A 22,129-nucleotide genomic window follows, 5' to 3' on the forward strand; every position below is an offset into this window, starting at 1 on the left:
TTTTGCAGCCGAACAAAATGACACAACTACATGATCATTCCTTTTTTTAAAAAAATACAGGGTTCGCCAAAAGGGTTTAGACTAGCAAACACTGTATTTTTTTTTCTTTCCGGATTTGGATATTCTTCCTGGGTATCACGAATTCCACATATACAAGCAGAATTACATTTGTCTGAAGCGCAATTTGGAGCTGTTTTATTTGCATTCCCAATTGGTTTAATGCTGACAATGCCTTTTACTGGAATGTTATTAAATAAATACAGCAGCCGTTACATTATGTTGTTAGGAGCAGTCATGTTTAATATTGCTTTGGCCTTACCTGGTTTAGTGGCTTTTGTATGGCAGTTGGTTATAGTTCTTTTAATTTTTGGAGCTTCTCGTAATATTTTCAATTTATCTATTAATGCACAGTCGCTGGAGGTTCAAAAATTATATCCAAAATCGATCATAACGCGGTTTCATGCGGTTTGGAGTATTGCTGTTTTTTCCGGAGCAGGTTTAGGCTATGTGATGGTTACACAGCATATTGCACCATCGTATCATTTATTAGGAGTGAGTGTTTTTATGATGGGACTTACGGCTTGTTTTTATCCAATGAGTATTCACAATGAGCCGGTACCGGTTAAAAAGAAGTTCTTTTCGATGCCGGAAAAAAACCTGGTTAAGTTTGCCATGATTTGTTTTGTGTCTATGGCTTGCGAAAACACGATGTACGACTGGAGCGGTATTTATTTTAAAAATATTTTGCATGCTTCTCCAAAATTAACCAGTGCTGCCTTTGTATTTTTTGCAACAGCAGTAACCTTAGGACGTTTGTTCGGAGATTATGGTGTAATGAAATTTGGCACAAAACGAATTCTGTTTTATAGTGGAATTTTAATAACTGCAGGATTTGGAATTTGTTTTATTTTACCGTACGCTTACCCAACTATTTTTGGTTATGTTTTGATTGGAGTAGGGGTTTCCTGCGTGGTTCCGCTAGTATTTGCTATTGCGGGCAGATCATCAAAATTAAGCAGTGGTTCTGCCTTAACTTCTATATCTACTGTTGGTTATCTTGGATTTTTGCTTGTTCCGCCAATGGTGGGTTTTATCTCTGAATATCTAAGTATGAAATGGGCGTTTCTAGTAATGGCGCTTTTAGGAATACTTATGATTTTTATGGTGAATAAGATTGGGGAAAACGAGTAGTGAGTTTTTACCACGAAGGCACGAGGACGCTAAGAATTTTTGTTACAAATTTGGTAGAAACGATGGTTCTTTTTATTTTTAAAATTCGTTTAAATAATCTTTCCATTTTTGTTTTTCAATGATATAAGAGTATTGTAAGCCCTTTTCATAGATTCTTACCTTGTTTTTAAATTGAAGCGTATCAACATAAAATAGATCCAGTTCTTCTTTTTTATTTAAAAAATGAATAGAATAAATAGCTAGAGGACAACAACAGTATCCAGTTTTTTCAGCATTTATAAATAATCTGTCAAAGCTTTCAAGTTGTTGCTTGTTTATAGCTTTGAATTCTTTTTTTGAAGCGAAAAATTCAACATCTGTTATTCTTCTTTTGGTAATTGTTGTATCGTATAGCTTGATAATTATTTCTTTACTGTTAGATTTTGTTTTATTAAAGGAATAGTTATCAATAAAATCTTCTAATGTATTTTCAATTTTTGAATTACAACCTACGATGAAAATTAAAGTTAAAATTAAGAAGAAAGCTCTTTTCAAAGTTTTAATTTTTATTTATTATTTTCTAATGACTTACAATTTAGCAATGTACTTTTCAATTTTAATTCTTTTCTAAATTTTTCGGGTAATTGCAATTTAGCGTCGCAAAAGTCTTTTATCTCATAGACTTGAGTTTCTTTATTAAATAAAATCGCGTGTGAAGAACTATAATCTGAATTATAATACCATACGTCAAAATTTATATCGACGTATAAAGCCCAATAATGATATTTGCTGAAAGTTTGATTCAGGCTTTGCTGGAATAGTATTTTGTTTCTCGAATTTCTAATGGCAAATATTAGCGAGCCATCTTTTAATTCTTTGACTAAAAGATTTTTTTGTTGATGTGTGTTTGAATAAATTCCAGCTTCATAAATAAAACCGGACTTGAGGTTTTTATAATCCAATCCTGGATCTCCACATGATATAAAAAGAGAAAGTAAAAGAAGATGAAGAAATAGAATTTTTACTTTTTTTATGATTTCAAGCATTTTACTTCTTACTTTTAACTGTTTACAAAAAAAATCTACTTCTTACTCATAACAAACTTCTCCGTAGTCATCTTCCCTTGTAAATTCCCGGAAATTTCAGCAGTCAAAGTATTATTTGCTCCTTTTGAATACGTGATTTTTTGAGGATAATCATGTGAAGGATTTTCGAAAACCAATTTGTTTTCACTTTCAGTAGTCGAACCAAAATCGATGGCTTTGTCATTGTTTTGGCCATTTACTGTTGCGCTGTACAATAACATTTCGCCATTTTGAGCTAAGGTTATTTTTTCTGAATGTAAAGTGTCCTCATTTTTTATAAAATACGATGTCGCGCTGAAAGTACTGTCGTTTACTTTTTGCCAGCTTTCGGTCAAAACGCCGTCTTCTGATTTAGCTTCCCAGGTTCCAATAAGCCAGTCGGCCAATTTGATTTTATCTTTCTCAACTGTTTCTGCTTTTTTGCAAGAGACAACGGTTAATAAAACAAGTAGAAGAGTGGTTTTTTGAAACATATTTTTGGTTTTAGGTATTAAATAGTGGTACTAAAGTATGAAAAAAAAGCTTACCAAAACTCAACCGAAGAGAATAGGTGAATCAGATTCAATAATTTTTATTTCACGCAGATTCTGCAGATTTAGGCAGATTAATTTTGATTTTAAAATATATAAATCTGCGCACATCTGCTTAAATCTTTTTTAAATCTGCGTGAAACAAATCATTTTAATCCTTGATCCCGATAGCTATCGGAAGTGGCAAAAAACTTTAAAAACTTTAAAAACTTTAAAAACTTTCCGTTAAAATAGTATAAACCAACTCTTTGCTTGGTTTTTGGTCTTTTAGTTTGGCTCTTACCTCATCAAAAGTCACTTTGAAATCACAACCCAATTTATAATCACTGCAACCGTAGGCTGTGTTTCCTTTTAGAACTGTTCCTTTTTTACATTTTGGACAGGTTAAGGAGTCTGAGGCGGTTTCTGGTTTTACTTCTGATTTTGCTTTCGGAGCTGTTTTTTTTGCTTCTAATTTAAGTTTGTAGTTTTCTTCAAAACGAATTAAACCTTCTACGGCACCGGCTTCGGTTTTAAAGCCTTTTATGTTTACGGTTGAACCTTTCTGAAGCAATCGCATATATTGACTCTCTGTTATTTTTTTATCGAAAAAAACATAAGGCAAAACAAAGTCACAACCTGATTTATATTCAGAACAGCCATAAGCCGATTTTCCTTTTATCAGATTTCCTTTTTTACATTTCGGACAGGCTTCTGCCAAAATTCCGGCCGCTTTCTTTTGTTCGACTTTTACGGCTTCTTTCTGCACATTTCCAACATGCGAAATATTGGCGTGTCGGGTTTCACTTCGGACTTCAGTAACCAAAGCTTCAACCATGCGCTTCATGTTTTTAATAAAAGCACCTGCAGTATAAGTTCCTTTCTCGATATCTTTCAATTGCTTTTCCCAGGAACCTGTCAGTTCAGCCGATTTGATTAATTCATTCTGAATCGTTTCAATAAGCTGAATTCCAGTTGGTGTAGGCAAAACTTGTTTTTTATTTCGAACGATGTACTGACGTTTAAAAAGTGTTTCAATGATATTCGCACGCGTAGACGGACGGCCAATTCCGTTCTCCTTCATTAATTCACGTAAATCTTCGTCGTCAACCTGTTTTCCGGCGGTTTCCATCGCACGCAGTAAAGTCGCTTCGGTAAACTGATTGGGTGGTTTGGTTTCCTTTTCTAAGAACGAAGGTTCATGCGGACCTCTTTCGCCTACAATGAAACTTGGTAATATATCAGCTTCTTTTTCTTTGGCATTTGGATCTTCAAAAACTACGCGAAAACCTTTTTTCAAAATCTCTTTTCCGGTCGTTTTAAATAGTACCTCAGCCGCTTTACCAATTACAGTGGTGTTGGCAACCAAACAATCGTCGTAAAACACCGCAATAAAACGTCTTGTAATAATATCGTAAACCTGTTGTTGATTGTATTGTAAATTGCTTTCTATTCCTGTTGGAATAATCGCATGGTGATCGGTTACTTTTTTATCGTTGAAAACCTTTGGCGATTTTTTAATTTTTTTCTCTAAAAGAGGTTGGGTCAACGTACTGTAATTCGATAATTTCTGCAGAATTCCCGGTACTTTCGGATAAATATCACTAGGTAAAAATGTCGTATCAACTCTGGGATACGTAACCACTTTTTGCTCGTACAAACTCTGCGCAATTTTAAGCGTTTCATCAGCCGAAAACCCAAATTTGGTATTGCAATAAACCTGTAAACCTGTTAAGTCAAATAGTTTTGGAGCAAATTCGTTTCCGTTCTTTTTTTCTACTGAAACAATTTCGAAGTCACTTTCTTTGACTTTATTCGCCAAAAGTTGTCCGTCTTCTTTATTCAAAAAACGGCCTTCTTCATAACTAAAAAGTGTTTCCCTGTATAAAGTCTGCAATTCCCAGTAGGGTTGGGGTTTAAAATTCTCGATTTCTTTAAATCGATCTACAACCATCGCTAAAGTCGGCGTTTGCACGCGGCCGATAGACAATACTTGTTTGTAGCCGCCATGTTTTACGGTATACAAACGAGTTGCGTTCATTCCGAGTAGCCAATCACCAATCGCTCTTGAAAATCCGGCGTAGAATAAATTATCGTAGTTCGCAGAAGGTTTTAAGTTATCAAAACCCTCTTTTATGGCTTCTGTTGTCAAAGACGAAATCCACAAACGCTGCACTTCGCCTTTATAATTGGCTTCGTTCATTACCCAACGCTGAATCAATTCTCCTTCCTGCCCGGCATCCCCGCAGTTTATCACCACTTCGGCTTTGTCGAATAGACTTTTTACAATTTTGAATTGTTTTTGGATTCCTGAATTCTCAACGACTTTGGTTTCGAATTTCTCCGGAAGCATCGGCAGGTTATTCAAATCCCAGCTTTTCCAGTGTGGTTTGTAGTCGTTGGGTTCTTTTAAGGTGCATAAATGCCCAAAAGTGTAGGTCACGGCATAACCGTTGCCTTCGTAATAGCCGTCGTGCTTGGTATTGGCTCCCAAAACGGATGCGATTTCACGTGCTACACTTGGTTTCTCGGCAATACAGACCTTCATTTTCTCTTTCTTAATTGGAAAGCGAAATTAGGGAATTAGAAATTGGTATTGAAATTTTTTGCCACTAAGGCACAAAGACACTAAGATTTTTTTTGAGCTTGATTTTTTTAATCTCGCAAAGCCGCTAAGGCGCAAAGTTTTTTGCTGCAAATTATTTCAAGCAGATTTTAAAAGATTTCAGCAGATTTTTTACTTAAAATCAGTTGTAAAAAATCTGCGTTTATCTGCTAAAATCTTTTAAAATCTGCGTGAAACAAAACTTTGCGACTCAGTGACTTTATGCGAAAATTTCGCACTATCTTTGATTGATTTTTAGCTCAGCACCTTAGTGATTAAAGAACTCCAACATCGTTTTCAATGCATCTTTCGAGTGCATTTTTTCGCCGTTTTCTAAAGATTCCTTTGCTGCTTTTGAAGCTCTTTGACGCATATTTGATTCATAAAAGGTAATAGCTTCCTGAATGGTTTTGTATTTATCAGAAGTTAAGCATTCACTTAATTCTAAAGCATCAAGCATGGCCATATTAGCGCCTTCACCTGCAAATGGAGGCATTACGTGTGCAGCATCTCCAATGATGGTCACATTAGGCAAAGCTTCCCAGGTTTGATCTAAAGGAATGCAATTAATAAGACGCGGAATAAAAGGTACCGAAACATTTTCGAATAGTTCATACCAAACAGTGCTCCATTCGGGATAGGCATTTTTAAACCATTCTAAAATTTGCACTTTGTCAGCGTAGTCTAAACCACTTTCAATAGACCAGTTTTCATCTGCTCTAAAGCTGGCGTAAAAACCAAGAGCACCGTCGCCTTTTTGTCCCATCAATATGTTTTTTTCATTTCCGAATGCCATTATTTTGCCTCCCTTTATTACCGAATGCAGGTGTGGTGCGGCTTTTTCAGAATCGTAAATATTGCCCTCCAGCATAGTGATGCCTGAATAAAACGGTTTTATGTCAGTGATGTAGGGGCGAATTTTAGAATTGGCACCATCAGAACCAATTACAACATCAGCGTAAACAGATAAACCGTTTTTGAAGTGTAGTAACCAGCCTTCGTTTTGTGGTTCCATCGAAATAAAATGGCTGTCCCAAACTATGGTTTCAGGCTGTAGTGATTCGATTAGTATTTTTCGCAATACACCGCGGTCAATTTCAGGACGAAAATATTCATTGTCAAAATCTTCTTCCACATTCGTTTCATGATCGCTGTAAAATACTGTTGCCTGCTCATCTAAAAGCAGCGTTTTATCTGCACCAGGCATAAAATTAGTTCTGAATTCTTCAAATAAATTAGCTTTTCGAATAGCGGCTAAACCCGAATTGTCATGCATATCCAAAGGTGAACCCTGTACTCTTGCGTTTTTATTTAAATCTCTTTCATATACTTTTACATTCACATTCTGCAATTGTAAAAGTCTGGCTAAAGTAAGTCCGCCGGGACCGCCGCCAATAATAGCGACTTGTTTATTTTCTAGTAACATTCGGTTCCATTTTAAATTAATTTGATTCCGTTTGGCTTTTCAGCCTTTGGTCGGAACAAAATTATTGTTGTTTCAGAACGGATAATAGTATAAATCGGTCATCTTTATTTTTTAGCAATTCGCTGGGTACAACACCAGAGAATTTTTTTATTTCTTTGATGAAATGCGTTTGATCGGTGAAGTTCAATTCCGGAAAAAGTCTGCCTTTTGCAATATGTTCCAGGGATGCCTTGAAGCGCAGGATTTTGCAAAATGCATTTAAAGAAAGTCCGAATTGTTTATTGAAATACCGGTTGATTTCGCGGCTGCTCCAGGATATTTCTTCTGAAAGCTGTTGTATTTTTATTTCGCCGTTGGATTCATAAACCAGTTTAAAAAGTTTGCGTTTTCTTTCGTCGATTTTAGCGGGTAAAAGTTCCTTTAGTTTTGTGGCTACTATAGAATGAAAACCCTCAAAATCTTTTAAATCATCAGCGGTAAATTCCCAAAAATCATTAGGTAAAACTTTGGCGCTGTTTAAAATATCGGCAATAGAAGTCTGTAAAAGATATTCAGCTCCTAAGGGTTTAAAACTAATTTTGAAAGCCAATGCATTTGCCGGAATAATTTGTTGTTCAGGTACATTTTCCAGACCAATAAGTGTAATTTCAAATGGCTCTGATTCTGTTTTCATAAAAAACAAATCAATTCTTCCGTCTGGCATTAAGACCACTTCCATAGGATCGTTTGACGGGTTATGAAACATCCCAATATTTTCTACAAAGTCAAGAAGTGACTGGTCTGGCTCTACAGCTTTATAATAGAAGTCATTGTTCATCGTTCATTTTTGTTATTACTGTTTTTATTCCATAAATACCCGTCAGCATAAATATCAATCCAAAGACACCAAAAATTCCAAAATCCCAATATTTATCATCAGCACGAATAGCATTAACCTCTGATAATTTTAGGTAATCATTATTTTTTGAGTGAACACTTTTAACGCTGATTGTTTCATTAAAAAAATAGTTGTCAGGAAACGACAAGGAATCTGTCTTTATTATTTTTGTCCTGTATTCTGTTTTATCGATACCTAAAAAGATGGAATCACCTGTTTTAATTTCATTCATTAAATCTTCAACAAAAGTAGCTTTTAAATCCTTGCCCTGAATTCTGAAATCGAAGTCAGGATAGGATTCCAGTTTTATTAAAATGTAATCATGTTTTCTATTAAAATATTGAATGCTTCCAGATGTTTTGCCACCAAAAGCGATAATGTCCTTATCGTCAAGATCTTTACTTTGCAATTTATCATACGCACCGATAAGACATAATATTCCAATTAACGTGAAGACAATGAAAGCAATCAGGCCTGCTTTGTTTCGGTTTAATTCTTCCAGTTTTAGATTGCGTTGCTTATTTTTAGTCAACTCAATTTTTATTTCAAAATAATTATCATAGGTGTCGCTTGATAGTTTGATTTTTTCGCCCGATTTAAAGTGTAAAGTGAAAATTTCGTATCTGCCATATTTCCCTTTTACGTCAGCTTTCGTCCAGCTTTTAACTTCATTTAAATTATAAGTTTTTTGCAATCTTCCAAATGACATTACAGTCAATTTGTTGTTTGCAACAGTATAGGTTTTTATAGAAATTAAAAAATAGAAAATGAGTAAGGCAATCACTAAAAACAGCACAGAAAAGATCAAACCAATATAGTTGGGATATTTCAAAGCTATGAATTTTGTATAGGAGTAAAGGGATAGCGCTAAACAAATAAGAATGCCTAGAGAATAAGATTTCCAATACCCTTTTTTATTTTTTGATTTCAATACTTTCTCTGTCAACTTATTATTTTAGTATTATCGTTAAATTTCCAGATTTAAATATCCATGTACTAGTTCTGTGTCTCTCTGAGATAGATTATTAAGCTTTCTTTCTTCGCTCCGTTAAATATTTTCGAATTGGAGTATCATAAAAAACCATTGTTAAATAAGCGAAACCAAGTAAAAGCAATGTTCCAATTATTATAATAAAAGCCAATTGACCTGTTGCTGGTTTGTATTTCCCATAATAGCCAGCGAATATCCACATCACGGCATAATGTGTCATGTATAACGGATACGATATTTTTCCGAAGAAGATGCAGAGTTTTCTGAAACCTTGTGTTAGCGTTGCTCCAGCTCCCAATGCAATTAGTAACGGGAAATAAACTAATACAACTATAGGTTCTGTCAGCCAGTTCCAACTAGTAAAAGGCAATAATAGGGCCAACAACAATAATACAGACAACACAATAAAACCCAGTTTTGTTTTGATGATCCAATTAGAACGATAAATGAGCATACCGGATAAGAAAGAAAATGAGATACGACCAAATCCATCCCAAAAGGTTTCTCCGCTCCATCCGCCCATTAATGAACCTCCCGCACGATGGCTAACAAAACAAATTCCTCCTGCTGCAAAAAGGGTCAATATAAAGAGTGCAGTGCGGCTTAGTTTGTGAAGGAAAAGGGCATAAAAAATATTGGCAACATACTCCCAAAACAAAGACCAGGCAGGCGCATTTAGACCAAATATATTGAAATAACGATCTGGCATTGCCGGAAAAGGAATCAGAAGCAGCGTGCTGAGAATTACCAGAATCAATTTACCGGTTTCGTAATTTGCCGCATGATTATTAAACGGATCAAAAAGAAAAGTCAGCAAGCCCAAAACCGAACCAAAGATTACCAGCGGATGCAATCGAATTAATCGTAATTTAAAAAACTCAGTAAGAGTCATTTTCTCCATACGATCATGATAGGCGTAGGCGATAACAAATCCGGAGAGACAAAAGAAAAAGTCAACAGCTAAAAAACCATGAGCAATGAAATTTTCAGCAGGCGGATAAACGATTTCCATAAAGTGGAAAACGACAATGGCCAAAGCGGCTATTCCTCTTAAACCGTCAAGGATTTCAAAATGTTGTTTTGGTTTTAAAACTTCGGTAGTGATTTGTGTCATGTTTAACTTTTCTTAAAATAGATTGCCAGATTTGCAACACTGTTTAGCAAAGATTGATTTTTTCTATATTTTTTCACAAAATTGATTTGTTAAATAAACTATAATTTTTCATAACTTCGTGCTCGTTTTTAAAACCATTTTTTTTATTCTGATGTTAGAACTGGCTTGTAAAAAATAAAAGAATAGCCAATTAAAAATGTAATTTATCCATACCAAAAAATCAGTACAGCCGCCTTTATGAACTTACAAAACTTAAAAAGCTATCTCTTTTATTTCTTCACTTTATTATTATTTGTTAATTGTTCGAATGATGAAGAGCGGATTCCGGAAAATGCAATTTATGAACCCCAAACGGAATTACTTAGTTTAACAGGCAATAACAATAAGTTAGAGTTAACATGGAAACCTGTTGTAATAAATAAATTTAAAAGTTATAAGGTTTATAGATTCGAAACAAATGCAAGTGAGTTTATGAATCAGGAGGTGATCGTACATTCAGGAGAACTGGTATTTGAAACTACTAAAAACTTAACCACTACATTTACAGATAATGGAGTTCCGTTTAATTCATTTATAGGGTACGCCGTTGTAACAGAATATGTTAATGAGGAGGACAGACAAATGACGGCCATTAGTATTAATTATCTTTTTCATGAAAATAAAGAGCTGTCATTCTCCCTTACGTCTTTAGAAAAAACAGCAGATGGCGGTTTAAAATTAACATGGGAAGAAGACACTAATACTGGTTTCGAAAAGTACACGATACATGCCATAGGCGCATCGTATTTAAATAATCAGGAAATTTATCTTCCTGAAAATATAATAAAGGTCAATGTTAATCAGAAAGAGAATAACAGTATTGATCTTAAACAATACATGAAACCTAACGTATTTTATACGGTAACAAAGGTTGTAAATGGAAAAACAATTAAGAGTAAAAATATCTTATCCATAGAAAATCCAAGAGGATTGAAATTCAAACCCGGGCAAACCCTTAAAAATCCTAAAAACGAAAACGAAGTTATCATCATTGACAACGAGGGAGGTGAGGTTATATTTTATAATGTAAATAACCAGAATAAGGATAAAATTGCAGTAAAGGGCCGAATCTTTTTTTGTTCGATTGGAGAATACAATGGCGTTGAAGATTTGTATGTACCGAGTAAAGAAGGAAACGTTTTTGTGATCGATTTAGTTACTCATCAAATAAAGGAAACAATAAGTTTAAAGACAGATTACGATATTTGGACTGCAATACCGATCAATAATTATATAGTCTTTGTTGAAAAACATATACATGCAGATATAGGCGGATTGCTTGTTTATGACCGTTCAACGGATAAAGTTTTGAATCGCTTTGGTTCATTTGGTACAAATGCAAACAGAAAATTGGTATACGCAAAAGGAGATTATTTTTATGTTTTAGATCCTGAAGGGCGAGAATATGGAAGTTCAACAGCTTTAACAAAACTGATCGTAGAGGGTGATGAAGTATCGTACTATTACACTTTTGAAGGAGCAGTAGCTGACAGTCACTTATTTGCTTTATCTGAGGATAAAAGTTATTTTATAAGTACCAATTATGGTTACCAATGTGATATTAATTATGAAAATTTCACAGAAGTTCTTGCTGGAAAATATTCTCAGCAATTAGATTTGACCGATGTAAAAATTACGGCAGACAATCGTATTTACTTTTCAAGAATGTATTCTGCCGGGATTGACGTTTTTGAAAAGAATAATTTCAATGCACCAATTAAGCACTACAATACCAGTGCAATTCCGGTTCGTATTGAGGTTTTAAAAAATCAAATTATCGCTTTCAATCAATTGGAAAGCAGTTATATTATTGAAAGTATTCCGAAATAGAAAAGGCAGGAATAAATTGTACTGTACTATTAAAAAAGAGAAATAACAATTTCAAAAATGATATTTAAGTAAAGGGTAACTAATGGTTACCCTTTACTTTTTTAATTTATATCTTAAAAACATCAATTCTCTCCATCCAGGGAATTTCTGATTCCAAAAAAGCAAGTTTCGTTTTAACAATTTTGTCCGACTTATCTCTTGGGTTTTTAGTTACAAATCTCGCCGTAGACTTATTAAAATCCAAAGTATATTTTGCATCTAAATCCTCTTGTTTGTTTGAAGAAAAAGTAATCAGATTATCTTTTGCAGTCCATTTTCCTTTTCCGTATTTATTTACTTCTGGTGGAACACCGCCATTAGTCTTTGAATAGGAATGAAATAAAAATGTTCCATCTTGATTTAACGTCAATTTATATTCGATTAAATGTTTGTTTTTTGTGTCTTCAAGTGTACGCTGATATTCGCCAGCAAATTGATTTGATTGGGCGAATAGGGTTAAACTGAAAATTAAAAATAGGGTTGTGGTTAGTCGTTTCATTTGATTGTTTTTTTAAGTATCAGATTAATATTTTACTCAATCTCCAGATATTCAGATCTTCCTTTTGCATTTTCTTCGTCGAGCCATTCCCAATCTAAAGTCAATTTAATTTTTCCGTTTTCTGTCAATCTAATTTTTGCTAAAGCCTTACCCGCTTTCAATTCATTGTCTACTGTTAAACATTGATAAAGCATGTGTAATCTATCATCTTTTAAGTCGGCGATAATTTTCCCATAGGTTATTGTTCCTCCAGAATAGTCTGCTGTTACAAGATTGCCTTTCTGCTGATAGTGGAAAATGGTTTGTGTGTTTACTTCTCCGTTATCGGAATTTTCAATAACGGCAAATCTTTTATTATTAAAGTCAAATTTATTCATTTGGAATGGTGGCTTAATTTCTGGTTTGTTTGAGTAGCTCTTCTGAAGCCATTTTTACTCGCTCTTTTTTTGCAAATTAAAAACGGTTCCTGAAGGATCCATTATCCAATGCATGTTTTGCGGAATTTCTTCAATTTCATCACAAGTCGATACACCATTTTGTTTTAAATAATTGGTCGCTTCTTCGACATCAGGTACTGTCAATTGTAACCAGGTTTCAGAATGGGTATAATTATCAACACAATCCAGCCAAATAACATTATGTCCAAATTGCACCGAATGTGTTCTTGAAACCGTCGGATTAGTTATAGGCACTTCTTTAACTTCCAGTTTTAGAATGTCGCGGTAGAATGCTACTGTTTCATCGTATTTATGTTTCGGGAGCTTTATTGCAATATTAATTCCTGCTTCAAATTTTGTTTCCATAATTAAAATTTATTTTAATTAATAGCTATTTAAGAAATGAAATATAAGGATTTATCCTATAGATAATTAAAAATAATACTTTATCCTTCAATTGTATAAGGGAAATTACCACTTTCTGGAATTATCAAAAGTCCTTTCTCTTTCATTTCGTTTGTCGCTTGCGTATAAATAAGGTGGTACCACCAGATAAAAAATTCTTCGAAAGTTATTTCTTTATCGTAGCCCAATTGAACATATATTTTTTTACTGTAGCTTCTTTCCTCTTCTAAGATTTTTAATAATTCAGGCAAAAAGCTTTTGGCCATTTTATCAAAAGTTTCGTTGTCTGCAGTTGAAACCAGATTATCAGAAACAGCCATTTTTAAATGATCGCGGTTATTTCCGTAGACACTCACATAACGGCCTTCAATTTGTTCGGTTTGATTGCCGTAAATTCCAAAAGATTCTATTTGCTGGTTGGTATTTTCAGTGATTCTAAAATAATAATGTTTGCCGTTTCGTAAAGGTCTGTCATCCTGCTTAAGAAATTCTTTCTCAACATTATCAATTTGCCAGGAATCTAATAGAACGTCGCTTAAAATAAAAAACGACCAGGTTTGAAAATCCTGTTTTTTTGCTATTTCTGTTTTGCCAAATTGCTCTTTTATTGCGGCTAAATTTTTACGTATAGATTTCGTTATTTTTCCTGAAATTGGTTTTGCATATTTAAAAAGCAGCTCACCATCTTTTGCATCGGCAATAAAAACGGTGGGTTTGTATTGATTAGTAACTTTATGAAGCCAATTTTTAGATTCTAAAAGTGCGATTGAACCCGTCATTTTTTCATCGCTGAACTTTACATACTCCTGAAAATCTTTTGGTGAAAAGCCTTTGTGAAGTGCAAATAAAAATTTATCCAAGCTGTCTTTTTTTATTTTAAAATCGGGAAAATTATCTCCTCTCGAGATCATAGCCCTTTCAATTTTAAGTTTAAAAATTTCGTCAATTTTATTTTGCGCTTTTATAGGTTTTCCAAGTAATAGTAAAAAGATAATGATGAGTAGGTTTTTTGATTTCAATGGTTTGTAATTTGGTTTGTAATTTGGTTTTGAACTCCGCCAGCGAGAACTTTCATTTTGTTTGAAATTATTCTAATTTTTCTAAACCGAAATTTACATACTTTCCTTCAAACAAAGCTTTTCCTTTAGCCGTATTTCCGTTTATATTAAATATTTCTACAGACATCGTTTTTCCTATAAGCTCTGGTACAGGCCCTTTCGTGAAAATAAATTCATAAGTACAATTTGATTTCCAAACGATTGTGCCTTGAATAACTGCTGGCGATTCTTTAATAGTTTCCGTTTGAGTGGTTTTGGTTCGGGTAACGGTTATGTCTGGAAGTCCTTCGCTGGTATAGAGAAATTTTCCGATTTTAAATTTTTCGCAAATAGATTCCTGAGAAAAACCGATGTTAAAAAGGAGACAGAAGAAAAGGAAGAAATAGAATTTTTTCATGATTTTAATTTATTATTTCTCAAACATAATCTCTTTTAATTCCAAAACCTTACGTGAAACCGTAATTATAATTTTAGTGGGATTTGTAAAAAGTAAGAAATAATAAGACTTCATCACTATGTAATATCAGTTGTATACAATCGGTTGAATACAATCATATAGAAATAATCGATTATGCATAATTTCGTTTCCATCGAAAAAGGAAATCTATATTCCAAAATTTTAGAATTATGAGCGCAAATACTCTTTCAAAAGAAACCGAAAAGAATTTAATTGATTTTTTCAATAAATCTGTTGATCCAAAAGTAATGGCAAAGGCAATAAGACAGCTAAATTATGTCGTTGCTTTAGGCATTATGAGAGAGCATGAAACCCTTCAAAACAATATAACCAATCTGGAAAATAGCTTTTATTGGTTGAATGAATTAGCCGAGGTTTTAAATCCTTATTTGGATATTGAATGATTTTTATGGTCTTGTAATTACGAGCTTTGAATTGATTCTAAGCTGCGCAATCCCGAAAGCCTTCGGGACTGACTTTGCGCCATTTATATGATTTGTTCGAAAGCGCTAAACCTCTAAAAAGTCTCCCGACTTTTACCGAACTTGTACTGATTTTTTTTTAAATAACTAGATTCTTATAAATACTATTTTATTACAATGAATCGTTAAAAGTCGGGAGACTTTTTAGAGGTTTTGTAGTTTCTAAGAAGATAAAAAAATTCCGCAAAGTCAGAGACATTTGCGTAGCGTTTTGGAAGGAACACTTCGGAGAGCTGAGAGTATTTATTTAAAAATAAGTTCGTTGAAGTAATCATTTAACACTTGATTGTTGGATTCAAATATTTCAATTAGACTATCATTATTCATAATTTTGAGAATAATTGCTCTTAAAAGTGAATCAATTTCAAAGGATATTTCTGGCATTTTTTCAATTAATTTATTGTCAATTGATGCACCATGAGTTAACTTGCTTCTAATTTCGTAAGCTTTCTTAACTAACAAAAATATTTCAATTTTCTTTCTTTCTTCGCTCATAAAAAATGCTGTTCTTTCACCAATTTTATGAGCAATTTCTGTATTGTCTGAAGAAAATAAAGCTTCTAATGCGGAACAGTAATTTAATAATTTGTGCCCTAAATTTCTAGATTCTCTACCGTTTTTTATAAAAAACATAAATCTTCCGATTCTACTAAAATCTTTAATCATTGAAAACTTTAATGAAGATGAATCTTTGGAAATTAAATGATCTTGTAATTTTTCATGAATTTTTATGGTGTCTAAAATTTCTGCTTTAGAAAAGGTTGTTTTGTATATTCCCCCAGTTGTCGCAGTATGTAGATAATTCAATCTTTGACTGGAGCATTCTCCATTTTCAAGTTTAACATCATCTATTAAATAAGCTGTATCGCACGAAATGCAATTGTCTTTTATTAGCCATGTACTTTTAAGGAAGTCGTCAGTCCATAATAAAATTAAATTTAAAAATTGGAGATTATTAATATCACTAAAATGCTGCTTAATATCATCATTGCTATATTCAAAATATAATATTGACTTACTTTTAGAAATATGTTGATATTCTATACCACCAATTAGTAGTCTAATATCTTCATTAAATAATTTTTTTATTTTATTGAAATCATTAGTCAAATTTATTCCTGGCATTATTTCTAAATAATCTTCATCAAAATCAGTTAATTCTATATGTAATAGTGTTGTAAAGAAGTGTTTCATATGTGTGAAATATTGCAAATAACCTGTGTGCGAGACAAAGTTCGCCCATTACTCAAATTGTAAATATTGAATTTTCTTATATTTATTGTTTTGAAATATATAATCTAACATTTAGAAACATCAGAATGATTTCTCAAAAATAATCTTTTTCAGCTCAATATGCGTACGACAAACCGCAACGCCATTATAAAAACTAAACTCCTAGTCCTTATAGGAGGGAAGGTCCTTTTATGCCGGGGTTCGGCACAAAAGATTAGAAGGAACTGCAGGGCATCCCGCTCGTGTCCTCAAAGTATTCTATTATCAAGGACAAGATAAATAATAATAAGTTATTATTATTGAATTAATTTAATAGAACTAAATACTCTTCGAAATAATTCTAGTAATAATTTTCCTTTTTCCGTGTCTAAAGTTAATGTCGTTGCGATTCCAATAATAGTAGAAAATAAGAGGCTTTTCCAATCGAATTTATTTAAATTTTTCGAAGAATCAACTAAGTAATTAAGACGTTCATTTATTAAGATTAATTCTTGTTCAGTTGGACTAAAATGTTTCTCAACCAGATATTTTACTTCGTTTATTGCAATAAGTACTTGTTTTTGTTGATCATCGGAAAATTTAGTTTTATCATTAAAATCAATTTGATTAATATCAATATTTCCACTCCCATTTATGTAATCTGCCCAAAGATCTGGTTCAAATTTATCTTCTTCATATTCCATAATTTGTTTTTTAATCCAATCTTCAAAATCACTTGCAATAGTATCAAAATTTGCAAACGAGTCTTCAGGATAATAATCTGTAACAGGAAATTTTGGTCCATATAAAACAAAACGACAATCAAAAAGGTCGTAACTATCATTTGATATTCTTATATCAAAAAAAAACGGTGAATCCTTGTATCTAAAACTAGTAGTCGAGAGTTCAAGTTTGTCTTCAGAAATACTTTCTATTACCTCAAATTTTGAAGGAGATAGCCCATGATCCTTAATTATTTGTAAAATTACATTCCGATGTTTTTTTCTCATATTAAGTTTTTTCTAAATCAACATTTATTTGCTTAACCATTAATTCTTTCAAATATATAAATTAACACCGAATATCTGATAGAATTCAATTCTCCAAACATAACCTCTTTAATTTCCAAATTCTTACGGAAAACCATAAAATACTCTTCTGCAAACAATTCCCCTAGCCCTGATAGCAGCGGCATCCTTTTTAGGCAAACGAAAACATCTAATCCAAACGAAAACATTCTGCCTAAAAAGATATAGCGGATAGCAGGAAACAGCTCCAAAAAACCATCATAATTCCACTGCAACATCTCAAGAAACAACCCCTAAAAAACTCAAAAAGTTAATGATAGAATTTTCAACAAAAATTTTGTAATTTTGCAGTCCAATAAAAAGGAATTAAAAATGTTAGATAGACTTCAAATAGTAAAACAACGTTTCGACGAGATTTCGGACTTAATTATCCAGCCGGATGTTATTTCTGATCAGAAACGTTATGTGCAATTGAATCAAGAGTACAAAAACCTAAAAGCATTGGCTGAAAAGCGTGATGAATATGTGCTTTTGATGGCTAATATAGATGAGGCAAACGAAATTATTGCGGATGGAAGTGATGCAGATATGACCGAAATGGCCAAAATGCAACTTGATGAAGCAAAAGAAAGATTGCCTGAACTGGAGGAAGAAATCAAGTTCATGCTGATCCCTAAAGATCCTGAAGATGCTAAAAACGTGATGGTCGAGATTCGTGCCGGAACGGGTGGGGATGAAGCGAGTATTTTTGCCGGAGATTTGTTCAGAATGTATACTAAATATTGTGAGAATCAAGGGTGGAGAACTTCGGTTGTCGATATGAACGAAGGAACTTCGGGAGGTTTCAAAGAGGTTATTTTTGAGGTTTCGGGAGAAGATGTTTACGGAACTTTGAAATTTGAAGCAGGTGTTCACCGTGTACAGCGTGTTCCTCAGACAGAAACGCAAGGTCGTGTTCATACATCGGCGGCAACGGTTATGGTTTTACCAGAAGCGGAAGAATTTGATGTACAAATTGATATGAACGATGTTCGTGTAGATTTCTTCTGTTCGTCAGGACCTGGAGGACAATCGGTTAATACAACGAAATCGGCTGTACGTTTAACGCACATTCCAACTGGTTTGGTGGCGCAATGTCAGGATCAGAAATCACAACACAAAAATAAAGATAAAGCTTTGAACGTTTTACGTTCTCGTTTATACGAACAAGAGTTAGCTAAGAAAGAAGCTGAAGATGCTACAAAACGTACTTCTCAGGTTAGTTCTGGTGACCGTTCGGCTAAGATTCGTACGTACAACTATGCTCAGGGTCGTGTAACCGATCACAGAGTTGGTTTGACTCTTTACGATCTAGGAAACATCATGAATGGTGATATTCAGAAAATTGTGGCTGAGCTTCAGTTGGTGAATAATATGGAGAAATTGAAGGAAGCTTCGGAGGTGTTTTAATTTTTAGAGCAAAGAATAAAGAATAAAGAATAAAGAATAAAGAATAAAGAATAAAGAGAATAGACTAGAGCCGAACTTACGTTCGGCTTTTTTTATGACTTTAGCGCACGGTTTCAAACTTGGGGGCTTTTTTAGAGAATAGAGTAAAGAATAAAGAATATAGAGAATAGAGAAAGCTGAACTACTTTTTGGTCCGGCTTTTTTTATGAATATAGCCCGCGGTTTTAACTTTGGGAGACGTTTTGTTTAATATTGCGAAGTTACACGCGAGGTTTTTATTACAATTTTTAAAGTAAAATTAAAAACTTAACTAAAACCTAATTGGTTGAGTTTTTTTATTGCGTTTTTTTGTTAAATATTTGCAAATATTTAAAACATGATAAAATAATAACCAACCAATTTATGAAGAAAACTTTACTTTTATTATGCTTCCTGGGAAGCTTTTTTTATGCCCGATCGCAATCTTATTTCGGATTTAGAGATGACAATTTTGCCGGAATTCAGGGTGCTTTATTTAATCCGTCTGTTGTTGTAGATTCTAAATACAAGGCCGATGTGACTCTTTTTTCTGTTAGTTCGACTTTACAAAACGATTTGTATGGTGTTAATTTCGCCGAAGTTTTAGACGGTGGTTTTGATTTGCAGGCGGATGCAAGCAAAAACATTAAATCGAATAACAGAGGGAATTTTAATGTTGATATTATGGGACCTTCGTTTATGCTGAATATTACGCCGAAACATAGTGTGGCGCTTTTTTCACGTGTTCGAAGTGTAACCAATATTGTGGATGTAAATGGAGAACTTATTGACGAAGTGAATAAAGACATTGATGTTTCAAACGGTTTTATGATTTCTGGCGGAAGTCCAAACGCGGTTAGTAATTCCTGGGCAGAAATTGGTGCGAGCTATGCCACTGTATTATGGGATGACGATTATCATTTTGTAAAAGGCGGAATCACATTAAAATACTTAATGGCGGGCGTGAACGGTTATATCAACGGAAATGACTTGAATGTTGCCTTTAACAAAAATGAAGTTGATCCGGCTTTGAGTCAGTATTATTCTACAGGAACGTTAAGAACGTCTGCTAGTTATGATTATGAAAACGGAGAAGATCCGGAGTTTGATGCTACATCGGCTGGTGTTGGTGTTGACTTAGGTTTTACTTATGAGTATCGTACCAATTGCCATACTTGTGTTGGAAACCGTTACAAGTATAAAGCAGCTATTTCGGTAACAGATATTGGTAAGCTAAACTATAAAAATGCAATTGAAAACACGTATGACTTAACAGGTGTTGTTACACAAGATGACATTGATAGTGCTGATGATATCTTTGAGTTTTTTGACGCAAACTATACTAAAACAGCAACCAGAAAAGGAATGAAAGCCAATTTGCCAACGGCTTTGCACACCAATTTTGACTGGAATATAAATCAAAGATTTTACTTGAATTTAAGCGGTGATTTTAATTTGGTTGATGCTAAAAAAGTAAATGCAACGGCTATTGCGAACTCGGTTACTTTTACACCAAGATATGAAACCAGACAATTCAGTTTTTATCTTCCGGTAACCTATATGCAATATAGCGGTACGCAGGTTGGAACTGGTTTTAGAGCCGGGCCGTTATTTATTGGATCTGGTTCTTTGATTTCGAATTTGTTTTCAAACACTTCAAAAGCTTGTAATCTGTATGTTGGTTTGAAATTGCCGATTTATCAGAATTATAATTAAAGGTTCTGAGGGACTGAGATGCTGAGGTTCTGAGATTTTTTTGAATTAGAATAAAGAATAAAGAATAAAGGATAAAGGATAAAGGATAAAGAATAAAGAATAAAGAGGAAAGAATATAGATTACAGAAAATAGAGAGGCTCACTACTCTGTAGTTTGGCTTTTTGTTTCTTGTTAGCTTAGTGTCTAGAACCTTAGAATCTTAGTACCTTAGTACCTTAGACTCTTAGAGTCTGTCAAGTCAGCATCTTAAAAATAAAAAGAGACTATTTCACGAATGTGAAATAGTCTCTTTTGTTTAAAGTTGAGGACTTTTACCTAGGAACTTAGAATCTAAGAAAAACTTAGCATCTTAGTCCCTTAGCACCTCAGAACCTTAATAAATATAGTGAAGTATTAACTGTTTAACCGTTGTTAAAGTAAAAACGTATAAACGAGTTAGATACCTAGAAATACTCTCGTAAATTCAAAACATTTATATAGATTAGAGTACATGAATACACCATTTTTTATTATTATTTCTTCGATCTTTTCCATAATACATAATATTTAGTTTAGACAATTACTCTTCTGATGATTCGTGTTGTGATGATTCTTCGGGTGACGATTCGTGCTCGTGTTGTGGCTTAGCAACTAAGGTTGTTACAGCAAGCTGTACTAATGAACCGAATATATTTTTAAATATTCCGTCGCTTTTCCCTATTACTAATTTTTTTGCCAGAAAGCCAATCCCGATACTGATCGCTGATTGTGCTATATCACTTTTAAAACCAACAGTTTCGTTGATTTCCGACACCGTGTTTCGAATAAGATTAAGAGGTTTTAAATTCTCTTTAATTTCATCGATTTCATCTTTTATTGCAACCCATTCCGCATCTTGTTGTGCTTCTAATTGCTTTATTCTCTGATTTAATGCATCAATCGTATAAATAGCTTCCATAACAGTTTTTTATTTATCAATTAGTTTAAATCAGTTTTTGTTTCTTTTAAAATACTGGAAACAATCATGTTTCCAATTGGCGTTTTTATCAATGAGTGTGACGCTTTGTGTAAAACAATAGCAACAATAAGATAAAATAGCGCCATGATAAAAAAACCGTAATAATACTCTCCAAGCTCTTTTCCAATCCATAAACTAAGTCCGATATTCAGGAACAAAGTGAAAAATGCAACAACAGCGCCAACCGCAATTTTGGATGTTAATGATGATAATACATCTGCTGATGCTTCTACTGTTTTCAGCTTGATTAACTCAAGGCTGGTTTTAGTATAGTTCTCAGCTTTTTCATACATATTAAGGTTCTCGGTGGTTGTTGCATTTGGTTCCATGATATAGGGTATTTTTATGGTTGAAAAATTTCACTATTTAGTAGTTCGTTTTTACAGTTTTAGCTTCGTCTTTAATAGCATTGTAATCTTCTTTTACCTGATTGAATTTTGCTTTTCCTTCATCAAGGATATCTTTACCATTTGAAGTTATTGTGCTTAAAATTCCATCAACTTTGCTTTTTAGGTTATCTCCGTAATCTTTTGATTTATCTGATATTTTTTTTCTTGTATTTGAACCTTTGTCCGGTGCAAATAATACTCCTAAAAATGCTCCTGCCGCTGCGGCTCCTAAAATTCCTAATAATGTGCTACTCGTTTTCATAATATTTGATTTAGTGATTAATATAAATTTGTAT

General features: G+C 33.5%; 23 protein-coding genes. 5 read left to right on the plus strand and 18 right to left on the minus strand.

Translation table 11 applies throughout. The features are described from left to right. Window positions 1-30: 30 nt before the first annotated feature. Complete coding sequence (locus AC3ITQ_RS12010; protein ID WP_489234478.1) at window positions 31-1,191, plus strand: MFS transporter; 1,161 nt, start codon at window positions 31-33, stop codon at window positions 1,189-1,191. A 78-nt stretch (window positions 1,192-1,269) separates the two neighbouring features. Here AC3ITQ_RS12010 and AC3ITQ_RS12015 read toward each other — a convergent pair whose 3' ends face one another. From AC3ITQ_RS12015 to AC3ITQ_RS12050, 8 genes are all read right to left on the minus strand, one after another. Continuing rightward, window positions 1,270-1,725 carry a hypothetical protein gene (locus tag AC3ITQ_RS12015; RefSeq protein WP_489234479.1) on the minus strand — a complete coding sequence of 152 codons (456 nt, stop codon included), beginning with the start codon at window positions 1,723-1,725 and terminating at the stop codon, window positions 1,270-1,272. A gap of 11 nt (window positions 1,726-1,736) precedes the next feature. After that, complete coding sequence (locus AC3ITQ_RS12020; protein WP_489234480.1) at window positions 1,737-2,216, minus strand: hypothetical protein; 480 nt, start codon at window positions 2,214-2,216, stop codon at window positions 1,737-1,739. Between the two features lie 35 nt (window positions 2,217-2,251). Beyond that, window positions 2,252-2,728, minus strand: a complete 477-nt coding sequence (locus AC3ITQ_RS12025) for a DUF6265 family protein (protein ID WP_489234481.1) — start codon at window positions 2,726-2,728, stop codon at window positions 2,252-2,254. 268 nt (window positions 2,729-2,996) lie between these two features. After that, window positions 2,997-5,312: a type IA DNA topoisomerase gene (locus AC3ITQ_RS12030; protein WP_489234482.1), complete on the minus strand. Its 2,316-nt coding sequence runs from the start codon at window positions 5,310-5,312 to the stop codon at window positions 2,997-2,999. Window positions 5,313-5,637: 325 nt separating this feature from the next. Next, a complete protein-coding gene (locus tag AC3ITQ_RS12035) occupies window positions 5,638-6,795 on the minus strand; it encodes an FAD-dependent oxidoreductase (protein ID WP_489234483.1) in 1,158 nt (385 codons plus the stop codon). Between the two features lie 61 nt (window positions 6,796-6,856). Then, a complete protein-coding gene (locus tag AC3ITQ_RS12040; protein ID WP_489234484.1) occupies window positions 6,857-7,612 on the minus strand; it encodes a helix-turn-helix domain-containing protein in 756 nt (251 codons plus the stop codon). Continuing rightward, window positions 7,602-8,504 carry a hypothetical protein gene (locus AC3ITQ_RS12045; RefSeq protein ID WP_489234485.1) on the minus strand — a complete coding sequence of 301 codons (903 nt, stop codon included), beginning with the start codon at window positions 8,502-8,504 and terminating at the stop codon, window positions 7,602-7,604. The genes AC3ITQ_RS12040 and AC3ITQ_RS12045 overlap by 11 nt, the downstream gene beginning before the upstream one ends. 193 nt (window positions 8,505-8,697) lie before the next feature. Next, window positions 8,698-9,777, minus strand: coding sequence for an acyltransferase family protein (locus AC3ITQ_RS12050; protein ID WP_489234486.1), 1,080 nt, complete (start codon window positions 9,775-9,777; stop codon window positions 8,698-8,700). A 237-nt stretch (window positions 9,778-10,014) separates the two neighbouring features. Between AC3ITQ_RS12050 and AC3ITQ_RS12055 the strand changes: the two genes are divergently transcribed. Next, window positions 10,015-11,646: a hypothetical protein gene (locus tag AC3ITQ_RS12055; protein WP_489234487.1), complete on the plus strand. Its 1,632-nt coding sequence runs from the start codon at window positions 10,015-10,017 to the stop codon at window positions 11,644-11,646. Between the two features lie 106 nt (window positions 11,647-11,752). On the opposite strand, the gene AC3ITQ_RS12060 is transcribed toward AC3ITQ_RS12055, so the two are convergent. The 5 genes from AC3ITQ_RS12060 to AC3ITQ_RS12080 form a co-directional block, all read right to left on the minus strand. Further along, on the minus strand, window positions 11,753-12,184 hold the full coding sequence (locus AC3ITQ_RS12060; protein WP_489234488.1) for a hypothetical protein: 432 nt from the start codon (window positions 12,182-12,184) through the stop codon (window positions 11,753-11,755). A gap of 32 nt (window positions 12,185-12,216) precedes the next feature. After that, window positions 12,217-12,561, minus strand: coding sequence for an avidin-fold protein (locus AC3ITQ_RS12065; RefSeq protein ID WP_489234489.1), 345 nt, complete (start codon window positions 12,559-12,561; stop codon window positions 12,217-12,219). Between the two features lie 54 nt (window positions 12,562-12,615). Continuing rightward, window positions 12,616-12,987, minus strand: a complete 372-nt coding sequence (locus AC3ITQ_RS12070; RefSeq protein WP_489234490.1) for a VOC family protein — start codon at window positions 12,985-12,987, stop codon at window positions 12,616-12,618. 80 nt (window positions 12,988-13,067) lie between these two features. Continuing rightward, entirely contained in the window at window positions 13,068-14,045 is a 978-nt protein-coding gene (locus tag AC3ITQ_RS12075; RefSeq protein ID WP_489234491.1) for a hypothetical protein, read from the minus strand. Window positions 14,046-14,112: 67 nt separating this feature from the next. Further along, window positions 14,113-14,481 carry a hypothetical protein gene (locus AC3ITQ_RS12080; RefSeq protein ID WP_489234492.1) on the minus strand — a complete coding sequence of 123 codons (369 nt, stop codon included), beginning with the start codon at window positions 14,479-14,481 and terminating at the stop codon, window positions 14,113-14,115. A gap of 230 nt (window positions 14,482-14,711) precedes the next feature. Here AC3ITQ_RS12080 and AC3ITQ_RS12085 point away from each other — a divergent pair, with 230 nt between their 5' ends. Beyond that, window positions 14,712-14,945 carry a hypothetical protein gene (locus tag AC3ITQ_RS12085; RefSeq protein WP_489234493.1) on the plus strand — a complete coding sequence of 78 codons (234 nt, stop codon included), beginning with the start codon at window positions 14,712-14,714 and terminating at the stop codon, window positions 14,943-14,945. Between the two features lie 321 nt (window positions 14,946-15,266). Here AC3ITQ_RS12085 and AC3ITQ_RS12090 read toward each other — a convergent pair whose 3' ends face one another. Both AC3ITQ_RS12090 and AC3ITQ_RS12095 read right to left on the minus strand, forming a co-directional pair. After that, window positions 15,267-16,217, minus strand: coding sequence for a hypothetical protein (locus tag AC3ITQ_RS12090; RefSeq protein ID WP_489234494.1), 951 nt, complete (start codon window positions 16,215-16,217; stop codon window positions 15,267-15,269). A gap of 335 nt (window positions 16,218-16,552) precedes the next feature. Continuing rightward, complete coding sequence (locus tag AC3ITQ_RS12095) at window positions 16,553-17,245, minus strand: hypothetical protein (protein ID WP_489234495.1); 693 nt, start codon at window positions 17,243-17,245, stop codon at window positions 16,553-16,555. 390 nt (window positions 17,246-17,635) lie between these two features. Here AC3ITQ_RS12095 and prfA point away from each other — a divergent pair, with 390 nt between their 5' ends. Both prfA and AC3ITQ_RS12105 read left to right on the plus strand, forming a co-directional pair. Next, window positions 17,636-18,712, plus strand: coding sequence for a peptide chain release factor 1 (gene prfA / locus AC3ITQ_RS12100; RefSeq protein ID WP_026981929.1), 1,077 nt, complete (start codon window positions 17,636-17,638; stop codon window positions 18,710-18,712). Between the two features lie 402 nt (window positions 18,713-19,114). Beyond that, window positions 19,115-20,446 carry a DUF5723 family protein gene (locus AC3ITQ_RS12105; RefSeq protein WP_489234496.1) on the plus strand — a complete coding sequence of 444 codons (1,332 nt, stop codon included), beginning with the start codon at window positions 19,115-19,117 and terminating at the stop codon, window positions 20,444-20,446. Between the two features lie 560 nt (window positions 20,447-21,006). Here the strand turns inward: AC3ITQ_RS12105 and AC3ITQ_RS12110 are convergent. The 3 genes from AC3ITQ_RS12110 to AC3ITQ_RS12120 are packed head-to-tail and all read right to left on the minus strand — an operon-like array spanning window position 21,007 to window position 22,095. Then, window positions 21,007-21,384, minus strand: a complete 378-nt coding sequence (locus AC3ITQ_RS12110) for a hypothetical protein (RefSeq protein ID WP_489234497.1) — start codon at window positions 21,382-21,384, stop codon at window positions 21,007-21,009. Window positions 21,385-21,404: 20 nt separating this feature from the next. Then, window positions 21,405-21,773: a hypothetical protein gene (locus AC3ITQ_RS12115; protein ID WP_489234498.1), complete on the minus strand. Its 369-nt coding sequence runs from the start codon at window positions 21,771-21,773 to the stop codon at window positions 21,405-21,407. A gap of 37 nt (window positions 21,774-21,810) precedes the next feature. Then, window positions 21,811-22,095, minus strand: a complete 285-nt coding sequence (locus tag AC3ITQ_RS12120) for a YtxH domain-containing protein (protein ID WP_072975636.1) — start codon at window positions 22,093-22,095, stop codon at window positions 21,811-21,813. Window positions 22,096-22,129: the final 34 nt, after the last annotated feature.

It is taken from the genome of Flavobacterium sp. KH_001 (genome assembly GCF_057840745.1).